Genomic DNA, 13,535 nt, shown 5'->3' on the forward strand with positions numbered 1-13,535 from the left:
TTTTTCTAACGCGGCGTGTACATCGCCGTCGCTAGGGTGCTGGAAAACGCGAAGCAAGGCCGCATATTGTCTTCAACCGTAACCGGAGTGCCTTATGTTCAGTAAAGACCTCGAGCAGACCATTGGTCAGTGCTACAAGCGCGCCCGGGAAGCCCGTCACGAGTACATGACGGTTGAACATTTGTTGTTGGCCCTGCTTGAAAATGCATCCGCCCAGGCTGTCCTGAAGGCTTCGGGCGCCGACCTTGAGCGCCTGCGCGCCGAGCTGGAGAAGGCGGTCAACGCCTCGGTGTCGATCCTGGCGGAAGACGATGGCCGCGACACCCAGCCCACGCTTGGCTTCCAGCGGGTGCTGCAGCGCGCCGTCTACCACGTGCAGTCCTCTGGAAAGAAGGAAGTCACTGGCGCCAATGTGCTGGTGGCGATCTTCGGCGAGAAGGAATCGCACGCGGTTTATTACCTCAACCAGCAGGACGTGACCCGCCTGGACGTGGTCAATTACCTGTCCCACGGCGTCGCCAAGAGCGGCGACGAGGCCGACTCGTCAGGGTCGCTTGAGGGCGAAAGCCGCGTGGAAGGTGCCGACAGCGAGAGCAAGGGCGATTCGCTGGCCGAGTTCGCCAGCAACCTCAACGAACTGGCCATGGCCGGGCGGATCGATCCGCTGGTCGGTCGCCGTGACGAGATCGAACGCACCATCCAAGTGCTATGCCGCCGTCGTAAGAACAACCCGCTGTACGTGGGTGAGGCCGGCGTGGGCAAGACCGCCATCGCCGAGGGCCTGGCCAAGCGCATCGTCGATGGCGAAGTGCCGGCGGTGCTGGCCGATGCGGTCATCTATTCGCTGGATCTGGGCGCGTTGGTTGCAGGCACCAAGTACCGTGGCGATTTTGAGAAGCGCCTGAAGAACGTGATCAGCGCGCTGAAGAAGATCCCCAATGCGGTGCTGTTCATCGATGAGATCCACACCATCATCGGCGCTGGCTCCGCCTCGGGCGGCACCATGGATGCCTCTAACCTGATCAAACCGGCACTGGCGTCGGGCGAGCTGCGCTGCATCGGTTCGACCACGTTCCAGGAATACCGTGGCATCTTCGAGAAGGACCGTGCATTGGCACGTCGCTTCCAGAAGATCGACATTGTCGAGCCGACCATCAGTGAGACCTACGAGATCCTGAAGGGCCTGCGCCCGAAGTACGAGGCGCACCACAGCGTCACCTACGGCGACGACGCCTTGCAGGCGGCAGTGGACCTGTCGGTCAAGCACATCGGCGACCGGCTGCTGCCGGACAAGGCCATCGACGTGATCGACGAGGCGGGTGCGCGCCAGCAGTTGATGCCCGAGGGTCAGCGCAAGGCGCATATCGACATCGAGGAAATCGAAACCATCGTGGCCAAGATGGCGCGCATCCCGGCAAAGCAGGTCACCGCGACCGACAAGGATGTGCTCCGCCACCTGGAGCGCAACCTGAAAATGGTGATCTTCGGCCAGGACCCGGCCATCGACAGCCTGGCCTCGGCCATCAAACTGTCGCGCTCGGGGCTGGGCAATCCGGAAAAGCCGATCGGCAACTTCCTGTTCGCGGGCCCCACCGGTGTCGGCAAGACCGAGGTCACCCGCCAGTTGGCGCTGCAGTTGGGCATCGAGCTGGTGCGCTTTGATATGTCCGAATACATGGAGCCGCATTCGGTCAGCCGTTTGATCGGCGCACCTCCGGGCTATGTCGGTTTCGACCAGGGCGGCCTGCTGACCGAGAAAATCGTCAAGACGCCGCACTGCGTGCTGCTGCTGGATGAGGTGGAAAAGGCGCATCCGGACATCTTCAATATCCTGTTGCAGGTCATGGATCGCGGCATTCTCACCGACACCAACGGGCGTGAAGCCAATTTCAAGAACGTAATCCTGGTGATGACCACCAATGCTGGTGCCACCCAGGCCGCGCGTCGTTCGATTGGCTTCACCAAGCAGAACCACGCCACCGATGCCATGGAGATCATCCGCAAAAGCTTCACGCCGGAGTTCCGCAACCGTCTGGATGCAGTGGTGCAGTTCCAGCCGCTGGGCTTCGAGCACATCCTACGCGTGGTGGACAAGTTCCTGATTGAGCTGGAAATGCTGCTGCAGGACAAGCACGTTTCGCTGTCGGCCACACCGGCGGCGCGCGAGTGGTTGGCACAGCATGGCTTCGACCCGGAAATGGGTGCCCGCCCGATGAGTCGCGTGATTCAGGACAAGATCAAGCGTCCGCTGGCTGACGAGTTGTTGTTTGGCAAATTGGTGGGCGGCGGCAAGGTCAGCATTGACGTGCGCGATGGCGAACTGGCAGTCGATACCCAGGCCGAGCCGGAGCATCTGTTGCCTGCGACGGTGTAAGTGCGTGGGGAGGAGGAAGCGAGTGCTGGGGATGACGGAATACGCTCTCCCGTGCTCGCCGCCTGCTTAGCGTGCTCTCCGAACTCATAGAAATGGTTTGCGCCGCGTTACCGAGACGATTCCCGCCGCAAGATGCCCGTTTCGCGCTAGCCGCGACGCGGGCATTTTCTTGTGTGGCGGTTATTCGTCCGACGACTGAGCTTGGCCGGCGAATGTTTCTAGCCTTGCGGCGTGAGCTGCTCTTTCCGGGTGGCAGATGGCTGCCTGGCCTCTGTGTGCGAGGCGCACGTGGCTGCTGGCAGCGGTTCGCGGCGAAGCGCCACTTCGCGTTGCTTTTTCAACCTGCCGGAAGGGCGCCAAGTACCCACTTGCGTCATTCTCCGGGACGCGTTGTTTGTCCGGGTCACGCGGGCGATATCCACCGCGCGGGCACGCAAAAAAGCCAGCCACGAGGGCCGGCTTTTCTGGCTAACGCCTTGTTTACCGCATTATTTCATGCGGTAGGTGATACGGCCTTTGGTCAGGTCGTATGGCGTCATCTCGACCTTGACGCGGTCGCCGGTCAAGATGCGGATGTAGTTCTTACGCATGCGGCCGGAGATGTGGGCGATGATTTCATGCCCATTTTCCAGACGAACACGGAATGTGGTGTTCGGCAGCGTCTCGCTGACGGTGCCTTCGAACTCGATGGAGTCGTCTTTCGACATGTAGTCCTGTGCAGTTCTGCGGACGGCCCTTCTGGGCCTAAGGGCGGGGATTTTACGCCGAGACGCGCAATCATGCAAAGTTTGCGTTAAGCGGTTGCGGATTCAGCAAGGAATTGGGCGGAAAGCTCGCCAAACCGGCCTGTCCACGTACCCACTTCGGCGGGCTGCTGTACCAGCCTCCGCATTTCGCGCAGGAAATCGGCGCGGGGCAGGTGCTCGGCACCCATCCGCATCAGGTGCGGGTTTTCGACCTGCGCATCGATCAACGGCCAGCCCCAGTCGTTCAGAGTGCGCGCCAGCGCGGCCAGCGCCACCTTGGAGCCGCCACTGCGGCGGCTGAACATGCTTTCGCCGAAAAACATCCGGCCGATTGCCACGCCATAGATGCCACCGACCAGTTGCTCCTCGTCGAACACTTCCACCGAATGCGCATAACCGAGCCGGTGCAGTTCCACATAAGCGCGGTGCATGTCGTCGGTGATCCAGGTGCCATCCTGGCCGGGACGGGGTGCGTGCGCGCAGGCTTGCATCACTTCTGAGAACGCGGTGTCAGCGCGTATGCGCCATGACGATGCACGCAACGCTCGACGGAACCGCGAAGACAAATGCACGCTGTTGGTACGGAACACCATGCGTGGATCCGGCGACCACCACAGCAGCGGCTGGCCGTCCGAGAACCACGGAAAGATGCCGCCTGCGTAGGCGTTAAGCAGACGCAACGGGCTAAGGTCGCCGCCAATGGCGAGCAGCCCATCCGGTTCGCGCAGCGCGAGCTCGGCGGGTGGGAACGAAGCGTCACTGGCTTCGTCCAGCAGGAACGGGCCTTTGTTGCTCATGGCGTGTCCTGCGATTTGAAGGGGGAGTGACGTTGCAAGGTCGCGTGATAGGCATTGACCTCGGCGCGTTCACGGGCACACCAATCACTTAGCGCGTTGCGGAACTCGGGATGTGCGATCCAATGGTGGCTGCGCACCTGGGTCGGCAGGAAGCCCCGCGCAAGCTTGTGTTCGCCCTGTGCACCCGGTTCGAAGCGATCCAATCCTTCGCGAAGACAGTACTCAATGCCTTGGTAGTAACAGGTTTCAAAGTGCAGGCCGGGTAGGGTGGCACCGCCCCAGTAGCGCCCGTAAAGCGTGTCGGCGCCGCGCAGGCACAATGCTCCGGCAATCGGTTCGTCATCCTGCAGGGCTAGAAACAGGACCAGCTGGCGCGGCAGTTGCGTCGCCAGATGCCGCAGGAACGGCAGCGTCAACGCAGGTGAATTGCCGTATTCGGCGAAGGTCTGCAGGTAAAACCCGTGCATCGCACGTAGTTCGTCAGCACTGGCATCGTCGCCATGACGGACGATGAAACGAATGCCGGCGCGGCTGACCTTGGCGCGTTCCTGGCGAATATTCTTGCGGTGTTTGTGGTCCATCGACGCGAGAAAATCATCGAAGCTCCGCCATTGTGGTTGTCGCTGCCACTGAAATTGCACGTCATTGCGTTGCAACCAAGCGTCATCGAACAATGCAGAGTCTTCGGCCAGATGGAAGTTGATATGCGCCGATGACAGCGTTTCGTTCTCTGCATGCGCGACGATGGCCGCGAGCAGGGCATGGCGATCCGCATCATTGCGGGCAAGCAGGCGCGGCCCGGTCACCGGCGAGTACGGCACGCCGCCCAGCCATTTCGGAAAATACTCCATGCCGTGCCGCGCATAGGCGTTGGCCCATGCATGGTCGAACACGAATTCACCGTGCGAGTTGTGCTTGAGATAACCCGGCGCTGCTGCGATCAGTTCATCGTCGCGCCACAAGGTCAGGTGCTGCGGCTGCCAGCCCCATTCCGGACGCAGACAGCCGTATTGCTCCAGTCCACTCAGGAACGCATGGCTGACGAAGGGATTGCTCCCGTCGTGCAAAGCATCCCAGGCGGATGCCGGGACGAGTGCGAGTGATGCAAGAACCCGGAGTTCGGTCATCAGGGCCGCAGCTGTAACAGGTCGATCGTGGGTGGATTGAACAGCCGCAGAGGCAGGCCAATCTCACCAACACCACGGGTGGTGAACACTCGCACGGTGCCCTGCGGCGTCTGTGCGAATTGTTCGCCGCGATCAAAGCCGTACTGGCTGGGCATGACCTTGTGATATATCCAGGGAATGCGGATCTGCCCGCCATGGGTATGCCCGGCCAACAAGATGGCGGTCTCGCCAGGGTGCAGTTGCCTCGCGCTGTCAGGGTTGTGTGCGATCACGATCAGCGGACCATGTGCAGCGCCGGGAATGCGCAGAAAAGCGGGATCATCCTTGCCGGCCCAACGGTCGCCCAGGCCGGCCCATTGGCGGCCGGCGGCATCGGTGAGGATCTGGCCTTCGATTACTTGCACTCCATGGGAGAGCAGGGCGGCGCGCAATGGCACTTCAAGATCGCGACCGGGCGGTTGCTGGTCGTGGTTGCCCAGAACGGCGTAGACCGGTTGATTGAGGCGCGCGAGCGGCGCGAACAGATCCTGCAGTTCACTTGCCTTGGCCTCGTAGGTCAGGTCGCCAGCGATCACAACCGCATCCGCCGGCAACGTGTTGATCCGATCCACCAGCCGCTCCAGGAAACGCCGGTTCTTGTACACGCCCAAATGAATGTCGCTGATCAGCGCGATCCGCGCGGAAACGCCGGTGCCGGTGAGCGTGGTTTGCTCGACCTGGATGATCTGCGGCTCGACGAAGCGCGCCCAGGCGAACAAACCGCAACCCAGAAAAAAAATGGCGAGCAGCCAACGATGTTGGCCGCCGCGCCAGCGCCACAACAGCCAGGCGATGGCAGGGAAGACCAGCCAGCTGCCGTGAAACAGCAACTGCTTGATCAGCACCTTATCCATGCCGGCGGTTGCGAGTTCGGCTGATCAGACGCTGTGCGCGTCCAGGAAGCGCTCGGCATCCAGTGCCGCCATGCAGCCGAAACCGGCCGAGGTGATCGCCTGACGGTAATGCTGGTCGGCGACGTCGCCGGCGGCGTACACGCCTTCCACCGAGGTCTGGGTAGCGTTGCCGCCCAGGCCCGAACGGATTTCCAGGTAACCGTTATTCATCGCCAGCTGACCCTTGAACAGGTCGGTATTGGGCGAATGCCCGATGGCGACGAAGAAACCGTGCGCATCAATGTCGCGGGTGCTTCCGTCCTGGGTGGACTTCACACGCACACCGGTCACGCCCATTTCGTTGCCGAGCACTTCATCGATCTCGTGGTGCCAGACGGTTTCGATCTTGCCGGCAGCGACCTTGGCGAACAGCTTGTCCTGCATGATCTTTTCCGCGCGCAGGGTGTCGCGGCGGTGTACCAGGTAGACCTTGCGGGCGATGTTGGACAGGTACAGCGCTTCTTCGACCGCGGTGTTGCCGCCACCGACCACGACCACGTCCTGGTCCTTATAGAAGAAACCATCGCAGGTAGCACAGGCCGACACGCCGCGGCCCTTGAAGGCTTCTTCAGACGGGATGCCCAGGTACTTGGCGGTAGCGCCGGTGGCGATGATCACCGCGTCGGCGGTGTACTGGGCGTTGTCGCCGATGAGGGTGAACGGGCGCTTGGACACGTCGGCGGTGTGAATGTGGTCAAACACCACTTCGGTCTCGAAGCGCTCGGCGTGGGCCTGCATGCGTGCCATCAGGTCCGGCCCCATCAGCCCGTGCGCGTCGCCCGGCCAATTGTCCACTTCCGTCGTGGTCATCAACTGGCCACCCTGCTGCAGGCCCGTGATGACCAGCGGCTTGAGATTGGCGCGCGCGGCATAGACGGCGGCGGTCCAGCCGGCAGGGCCGGAGCCCAGAATGATCAGCTTTTGATGGCGGGTGGGCAGGGTCGGGGCGCTGGAAGTGCTCATGTATACTCGCGAAAGTCGGGGTTGAAGGCACGATCGCTGCATTGCGCAACCGTCCGGGCAAGCCCATAGAGTGGCGGTCGAGTCACAGTGAATCAAGGCACGTGAATGGAACTGCGCGGCCCGTGTGATGACAATCCTTCCTTTGCTTGCATGTCACCGCCGCTATCCGGCGGTTTTTTGGCGTTTTCTGTATCTGCGCAGTACAACAGTGTCTGCCGAGCGGATGAAACACCGCGTTCCGTCGTTTAATATCAAGCACTAACCGTGCATTTCTAAGGTCTGGTCAAAGGTGGCGAAACAGGTCCCGGAACGTGGCAAGAACTCCAGCGCGGGCGCGGGCGCCCGCAAGCAGGCTGCCGCGGTGGACAACCCCCGCCGGCACAAGCTGTGGCGCGATCTGGCGTTGATCGCCATCGCCCCAGCGCTGTTGTATCTGCTGGCGAGCCTTTTCACTTATTCACCCACAGACCCCGGCTGGTCCCAGGCCGGCTCGGTGGTTGCGCCCGTGCATAACGTGGGCGGGCGGGTGGGGGCGTGGATCGCCGATGTCATGCGGCAGTTGTTTGGTTATGTGGCCTACCTGATTCCACTCGTGCTGGCAGCAGTGGCGTGGATTGCCATGTTCGGCCTCAATCGTGAGGAGCGCGGCCAGGATGATCTGGGGCCTGCATTACGGCTGGTGGGCATCGTTGGTTTCCTGATCGGTGCCACCGGCTTCCTGTATCTGCGCCTGCCGCCGGGGGACGTTGCTCGTGCCGGTGGTGGCCTGGGTGTGCTGGTCGGCAAGTCGCTGCAGAGTGGTTTTGGCCCGGTCGGCAGCAATTTGTTCCTACTGGTGCTGCTGCTGACCTCAATCACTCTGGCGACCGGGCTGTCCTGGTTCCTGGTGATGGAGAAGATCGGCAAGTGGGTGTTGGCGCTCGGGCCGTTGTTGGCCAAAAAGACCGAACAGGCCAGCGAATGGCAGCAGACCCGCGTCATGCGCGAAGAGCGCGAGGAAGTACGCAAGGTCGATGCCGAAGTACGCGCCAAGCGCGAGCCGGTGAAGATCGAGCCGCGCCCGGCGCCGGTGATCGAAAAGAGCGACCGTGCCAAGCGCGAGACGCAGATTCCGATGTTCCAGGGTGTCAATGGCGACGGTTCGGATATCCCGCCGTTGGCCCTGCTGGATGATCCCAAGCCGCAGCCCAAGGGTTACGACGAGCAGACGCTGGAAACCCTGTCACGGCAGATCGAATTCAAGCTCAAGGATTTCCGCATCGATGCGGTCGTGGTCGGGGCGTATCCGGGCCCGGTGATCACCCGTTTCGAGATCGAACCCGCGCCGGGCATCAAGGTCAGCCAGATCAGTTCGCTGGACAAGGACATCGCACGCGGCCTGTCGGTGAAGTCGGTGCGCGTGGTGGATGTGATTCCGGGCAAATCGGTGGTCGGGCTGGAAATCCCCAATGTCACCCGCGAGATGATCTACCTGTCCGAGCTGTTGCGCTCGAAGGAATACGACAAGTCGACCAGTCCGCTGACCCTCGCACTGGGCAAGGACATTGCAGGCCGCCCGACCGTGGCTGATCTAGCCCGCATGCCGCACTTGCTGGTGGCCGGCACCACCGGTTCGGGCAAGTCGGTGGCTGTCAACGCGATGGTGCTGAGCCTGTTGTACAAGGCCAGCCCGAAAGACCTGCGCATGCTGATGATCGACCCGAAGATGCTGGAGCTGAGCGTCTATCAAGGCATCCCGCATCTGCTGGCACCGGTGGTCACCGACATGAAGGAGGCCGCCAACGGGCTGCGTTGGTGCGTGGCCGAGATGGAGCGCCGTTACAAACTGATGAGCGCCGTGGGCGTGCGCAACCTGGCCGGCTTCAACAAGAAGATCAAGGACGCCATCGACGCTGGTCAGCCGCTGATGGATCCACTGTTCAAGCCGAACCCGGAAATGGGCGAAGCACCGCGTCCGCTGGAGCCGCTGCCGTTCATCGTCATCTTCATCGACGAATTCGCCGACATGATGATGATCGTCGGCAAGAAGGTCGAAGAGCTGATCGCGCGTTTGGCACAGAAGGCGCGAGCGGCTGGCATCCATTTGATCCTGGCCACGCAGCGCCCGTCGGTGGACGTGATCACCGGCCTGATCAAGGCCAACATCCCGACCCGCATCGCGTTCCAGGTCAGTTCCAAGATCGATTCGCGCACAATCCTTGACCAGTCCGGCGCCGAGGCGCTGCTGGGCAATGGCGACATGTTGTATCTGCCGCCGGGCACCGCGCTGCCAGATCGTGTGCACGGTGCGTTTGTGTCTGATGAGGAAGTGCACCGCGTGGTCGAGCACCTCAAGGCCAGCGGTCCTGCCGACTACATCATGGGCGTGCTGGACGAAGTGCAGACCATGGGTGACGGCATCGTGGTTGGCGCCACCGGCCTGCCGGAGTCCAGCAGCGGCGGCGGCGATGAATCTGACCCGTTGTATGACGAAGCCCTGCGCATTGTCACCGAAACCCGCCGCGCCTCGATTTCCGGTGTACAACGGCGCTTGAAGATCGGCTACAACCGCGCCGCGCGCCTGATTGAGGCGATGGAAGCGGCGGGCGTCGTCAGCCCACCGGAACACAACGGCGACCGTTCGGTATTGGCGCCGCCCCCGCCGAAATAAACATCCGGGCGGCATTCACATTCGAATTGCCGCCCATTCAGATTGAAAGAGGCAGACTCTGCCTCACTCCATCCATCCAGATCGCGACCCGCCATGAATGCTTTCCTGCGCCATTCGTTTATTGCTGTTGCTTTGGCCTGCACCGGTGTTGCGGCAAACGCCCATGCCGGCGCCCGTGACGACCTGAAGACCTTCACCACCGGCCTTCGCGGACTAGATGGACAGTTCTCGCAGCAGGTGTTTGATGCTCGCGGCAAGCTGAAGGAAACCTCCAGCGGCCGTGTTGCACTGTCGGCGCCGCGCTTGTTCCGCTGGGAATACACCCTTCCGCATCCCCAGCTGATCGTCGCTGACGGCGCAAAAGTGTGGGTGTACGAGCCGGACCTGGAGCAGGCCACGGTGCGTGAGCAGGGCGCTGAAGAACAGAACAGCCCACTGACCGCGCTGATCAATCCGGCTCTGCTGGAGCGCCAATACGACCTCAGCGAAGAAGCCGCGCCGCGCGACGGCATGCAGTGGCTTTCGCTCACCCCCAAGCGTGAAACAGAAGCCAGCTTCCAATACGCCGCTTTGGGCTTTACCGCTGGCGGCTTGAGCCGCATGGAAGTGGTAGACGCGGTGGGCCAGCGCACCATCATTGATTTCAGTGCTTGGAAGAAGAATCCCGGCTTTGCTGCAGGCACGTTCCGTTTCGTGCCAGGCAAGGATGTGGACGTCATTGGCGAGCGCTAACTCTGGCTTTTAGGGCCGGAGTGCCGGGTAAATCCCTTCTGGCGCGCCGTGAGAAAGGCATTCACTTATGCCCCGGCGTGAGCGCCTTCGAAGGACAGCAGAGCAGTGGTTGGCAAATTGCAGCCCCCTCAACCCGCCCGCCGGAGAGGGGTTCAGTGCCAATCGGGCCTTGCCAGGGCAGGGGCCTTCGTTGCCGCGTTCTTGATCTTTGGCTGAGACACCATGCTGATGCGTTGCCGGCGTGGAGCTATGAAGTGACCGCGTTAGAATGTCGACGTGGCCAGATCCCGAAACATCTTCATAGACGACGCCCCTTCCGACCTGCTCAGTGTCGATAGGGAAAGCATGCGCCCGCTCGCCGAGCGCATGCGCCCCCGCACACTGGATGAAATGGTAGGCCAGAAGCGCCTGCTCGCTGCCAACACCGCGCTGCGGCGTGCGGTTGAATCCGGCCATGTGCATTCGATGATTCTGTGGGGCCCGCCAGGGTGCGGCAAAACCACACTTGCACTGTTGCTGGCGCAGTACGCAGATGCCGAGTTCAAGGCGATTTCTGCCGTGCTTTCCGGTCTGCCGGAAGTTCGTCAGGTGTTGGCTGCTGCCGCGCAACGCTTTGCCGACGGCCGCCGCACGGTGTTGTTCGTGGACGAAGTGCACCGTTTCAACAAAGCGCAGCAGGATGCCTTTCTGCCGCACATCGAGCGCGGAACGATCATCTTTGTCGGTGCGACCACCGAAAACCCCTCCTTCGAATTGAACTCCGCCCTGCTGTCGCGTTGCCGCGTGCATGTGCTGGAGTCGGTATCACCGGAAGATGTGGTCGAAGCCCTGCAACGTGCTCTGGCGGATGACGAGCGCGGCTTTGGCGGGCAGGACATCACCGTATCGCCCGAGTCGTTGCTGGAAATCGCCCGCGCTGCCGATGGCGACGTGCGCCGGGCATTGACCCTGTTGGAAATCGCCGCCGAGCTGGCCACGGGCGAGGGCGGGGAAATCACCCCCGAAACCCTGCTGCAAGTACTGGCCGACCGCACTCGCCGTTTCGACAAGAACGGTGAACAGTTCTACGACCAGATATCTGCGCTGCATAAATCTGTGCGCAGCTCCAATCCCGACGGCGCGATCTATTGGCTGGCGCGCATGCTTGATGGCGGTTGCGATCCGTCCTACCTCCTGCGCCGGTTGACCATCATGGCGGTGGAGGATGTAGGCCTGGCCGATCCGCGAGCACTGGAAATGGCGATAAACGTCTGGAACGCCTATGACCGCATCGGTGCGCCAGAGGGCGATATCGCACTGTCCAACCTGGTGGTCTACCTGGCCAGTACCGCCAAATCCAATGCCAGTTACATGGCGTTGAAGGCCGCGCGCAAGGACGTCGCCGAGCTCGGCACGCAACCGGTGCCAATGCACCTGCGCAATGCGCCTACGCGTTTGATGAAAACGCTGGGATACAGCCAGGGCTATCAATACGATCACGATGTCGAAGGCGGCATCGCGCTGGACCAGACGGCGTTCCCGGATGAGATGGGCGAACGCGTCTATTACCAGCCGGTGGAACGCGGGTTGGAGATCAAGCTCAAGGACAAGCTCGACCGCCTGCGCATCGCGCGCGAGCAGGCGCGTGCTCAGCGCAAGCCCGGGGCCTGATGCTTCGTCACCAGCCCCCATTGGGAGAATGACCGCATGTGGCTTTCCTTTCTGGCTATCGGCGTCGGCGCAGCCCTCGGCGCCTGGCTGAGATTCGGCCTCAGCGTGTGGCTGAACCCGATGACAGGCTCGGTGCCGCTGGGCACCCTGGCCGCCAACCTGCTGGGTGGCTATGCGATTGGGCTTGCACTGGCGTGGTTGGCATCGCGCCCAGATCTGGCACCGGAATGGCGGTTGTTCCTAGTGACCGGGCTGCTGGGCGGGTTGACTACCTTTTCGACTTTTTCCGCCGAAGTGGTAGACATGCTGCAGCGGCAGCACTTCGCCTGGGCGCTGACCACCATCGGCCTGCACCTGGGCGGCTCGCTGTCGATGACGGCATTGGGATGGTGGACCTGGCGGGTGCTGCGACCGTTGGTCTGAAAGCAGCATTCCAAACACTTGGGTGATGCCGCATCATGCGCGCACCATTGACCAAGAGCGTCAAAAACATGTCGCAGCTGCGAGCAAAGGGAAGGGCAGGCCTGTGGCCTTGAACAAGAGTGTCGCCGTTGTGGAAGCCGGTGGAACCGCTGAGCCCATCACCCTGATTGGCGCCGATGTCGGCGGTACCTACGCCCGCCTGGGCTGGGCCGAGCTGGTGCCGGGACAGCCCATCGAAATACGTGATTTCCGTAAATACGCCTGCGCCGACCATCCCAGTCTGGCCGCCATCCTGCGCGACTACATGCAGTCGCTGCAGCAGCCGGTGCAGCACGCGGTGGTGGCCATTGCCGGTTTGCTGGATGGCGACCTGCTGCTGAACACCAATCTGGCGTGGCCGGTGTCACTGGCCGCCACCCAGCGTGATGCCGGGTTGGAGCGGCTGGAGCTGATCAACGATTTTGTGGCGGTCGCGCAGGCAATGCCGCATGTGGACCGCAATACGCTGCACCGCATCTGTGGCCACGCTGATGACATCAGCCATGGCCCGGCCCTGGTGCTCGGCCCGGGCACCGGCCTGGGGGTTGCGTTGCGTCTGGAGGCGGGCAACCCGTCTGTCTTGCCCAGCGAGGCCGGCCACGCCGCACTTGCGGCAAACACGGCGCTGGAGCGGGATGTGTTGCAGCTGTTGTCGCAGCGTTACGAACATATCGACAACGAACGCGTGCTGTCCGGCCCCGGTTTGATGGCGTTGTATGCCTGCCTGTGCGAGCTGCGTGGCGCCGCCGTGCGTTGGCGTGACCCTGCGGAGCTGGTCGCTGCCGGTCGTAGTGGTGACCTGCTTGCGCGGGAAAGCATCCAGGCGTTCTGTGGTTGGATGGGCAGCCTTGCCGGCGATCTTGCACTGACATTCGGTGCGCGTGCGGTGTACCTCACTGGCGGCGTTGCTGGCCATTTGGCCGCCGAGCTGCATGACGGTACTTTCCAGAAGCGTTTCTGGAGCAAAGGCGCGTTGTCTCCGGCCTTGCGGCAAGTACCGGTGTGGCGCGTGGATCACGGGGAGCTTGGCGTGCTCGGTGCGCTGGCCTGGCATGCCGATCGCCTGGGCGCTGGCACTTCCAACAACGCAGCAGGAGTTTGA

11 protein-coding genes are annotated in these 13,535 nt (G+C 62.3%); 6 read left to right on the plus strand and 5 right to left on the minus strand.

Annotated features, from left to right (window positions below; all coding sequences use genetic code 11):
* Window positions 1-94: 94 nt before the first annotated feature.
* Window positions 95-2,374, plus strand: coding sequence for an ATP-dependent Clp protease ATP-binding subunit ClpA (gene clpA / locus PAN08_RS12850; RefSeq protein ID WP_269791868.1), 2,280 nt, complete (start codon window positions 95-97; stop codon window positions 2,372-2,374).
* A gap of 488 nt (window positions 2,375-2,862) precedes the next feature.
* Here the strand turns inward: clpA and infA are convergent, their stop codons facing one another.
* The 5 genes from infA to trxB all read right to left on the minus strand — a co-directional run bounded on the left by infA (window position 2,863) and on the right by trxB (window position 6,939).
* Window positions 2,863-3,081: a translation initiation factor IF-1 gene (gene infA / locus PAN08_RS12855; RefSeq protein ID WP_005409596.1), complete on the minus strand. Its 219-nt coding sequence runs from the start codon at window positions 3,079-3,081 to the stop codon at window positions 2,863-2,865.
* Between the two features lie 86 nt (window positions 3,082-3,167).
* On the minus strand, window positions 3,168-3,917 hold the full coding sequence (gene aat, locus PAN08_RS12860) for a leucyl/phenylalanyl-tRNA--protein transferase (protein WP_269791869.1): 750 nt from the start codon (window positions 3,915-3,917) through the stop codon (window positions 3,168-3,170).
* On the minus strand, window positions 3,914-5,044 hold the full coding sequence (locus tag PAN08_RS12865) for a GNAT family N-acetyltransferase (RefSeq protein WP_269791870.1): 1,131 nt from the start codon (window positions 5,042-5,044) through the stop codon (window positions 3,914-3,916). Before PAN08_RS12865 ends, aat begins: the two co-directional genes overlap by 4 nt.
* Window positions 5,044-5,937 (minus strand): metallophosphoesterase, encoded by an 894-nt coding sequence (locus PAN08_RS12870; RefSeq protein ID WP_269791871.1) that lies wholly within the window; start codon window positions 5,935-5,937, stop codon window positions 5,044-5,046. Before PAN08_RS12870 ends, PAN08_RS12865 begins: the two co-directional genes overlap by 1 nt.
* 24 nt (window positions 5,938-5,961) lie before the next feature.
* A complete protein-coding gene (gene trxB, locus PAN08_RS12875; protein ID WP_269791872.1) occupies window positions 5,962-6,939 on the minus strand; it encodes a thioredoxin-disulfide reductase in 978 nt (325 codons plus the stop codon).
* A 289-nt stretch (window positions 6,940-7,228) separates the two neighbouring features.
* Here trxB and PAN08_RS12880 point away from each other — a divergent pair, with 289 nt between their 5' ends.
* The 5 genes from PAN08_RS12880 to PAN08_RS12900 all read left to right on the plus strand — a co-directional run bounded on the left by PAN08_RS12880 (window position 7,229) and on the right by PAN08_RS12900 (window position 13,535).
* The gene (locus PAN08_RS12880; RefSeq protein ID WP_269791873.1) at window positions 7,229-9,589 is read left to right on the plus strand and encodes a DNA translocase FtsK; all 2,361 of its coding nucleotides are present in this window, start codon (window positions 7,229-7,231) and stop codon (window positions 9,587-9,589) included.
* A gap of 93 nt (window positions 9,590-9,682) precedes the next feature.
* Entirely contained in the window at window positions 9,683-10,321 is a 639-nt protein-coding gene (gene lolA / locus PAN08_RS12885) for an outer membrane lipoprotein chaperone LolA (RefSeq protein ID WP_269791874.1), read from the plus strand.
* A 345-nt stretch (window positions 10,322-10,666) separates the two neighbouring features.
* Window positions 10,667-11,971: a replication-associated recombination protein A gene (locus tag PAN08_RS12890; protein ID WP_269791875.1), complete on the plus strand. Its 1,305-nt coding sequence runs from the start codon at window positions 10,667-10,669 to the stop codon at window positions 11,969-11,971.
* Window positions 11,972-12,007: 36 nt separating this feature from the next.
* Complete coding sequence (gene crcB / locus PAN08_RS12895; protein WP_269791876.1) at window positions 12,008-12,394, plus strand: fluoride efflux transporter CrcB; 387 nt, start codon at window positions 12,008-12,010, stop codon at window positions 12,392-12,394.
* Window positions 12,395-12,497: 103 nt separating this feature from the next.
* The gene (locus PAN08_RS12900) at window positions 12,498-13,535 is read left to right on the plus strand and encodes a glucokinase (RefSeq protein ID WP_269791877.1); all 1,038 of its coding nucleotides are present in this window, start codon (window positions 12,498-12,500) and stop codon (window positions 13,533-13,535) included.

Origin of the sequence: Stenotrophomonas sp. Iso1 (genome assembly GCF_027497995.1) — a bacterium.
Classification (GTDB): Bacteria; Pseudomonadota; Gammaproteobacteria; order Xanthomonadales; family Xanthomonadaceae; genus Stenotrophomonas.

Coding starts and splice junctions, on each gene's coding strand:
- PAN08_RS12890 (WP_269791875.1), top strand. CDS start 10,667: ATGCGCCCGCTCGCCGAGCGCATGCGCCCCCGCACACTGGATGAAATG.
- aat (WP_269791869.1), bottom strand. CDS start 3,917: ATGAGCAACAAAGGCCCGTTCCTGCTGGACGAAGCCAGTGACGCTTCG.
- trxB (WP_269791872.1), bottom strand. CDS start 6,939: ATGAGCACTTCCAGCGCCCCGACCCTGCCCACCCGCCATCAAAAGCTG.
- PAN08_RS12870 (WP_269791871.1), bottom strand. CDS start 5,937: ATGGATAAGGTGCTGATCAAGCAGTTGCTGTTTCACGGCAGCTGGCTG.
- infA (WP_005409596.1), bottom strand. CDS start 3,081: ATGTCGAAAGACGACTCCATCGAGTTCGAAGGCACCGTCAGCGAGACG.
- crcB (WP_269791876.1), top strand. CDS start 12,008: ATGTGGCTTTCCTTTCTGGCTATCGGCGTCGGCGCAGCCCTCGGCGCC.
- clpA (WP_269791868.1), top strand. CDS start 95: ATGTTCAGTAAAGACCTCGAGCAGACCATTGGTCAGTGCTACAAGCGC.
- PAN08_RS12865 (WP_269791870.1), bottom strand. CDS start 5,044: ATGACCGAACTCCGGGTTCTTGCATCACTCGCACTCGTCCCGGCATCC.
- lolA (WP_269791874.1), top strand. CDS start 9,683: ATGAATGCTTTCCTGCGCCATTCGTTTATTGCTGTTGCTTTGGCCTGC.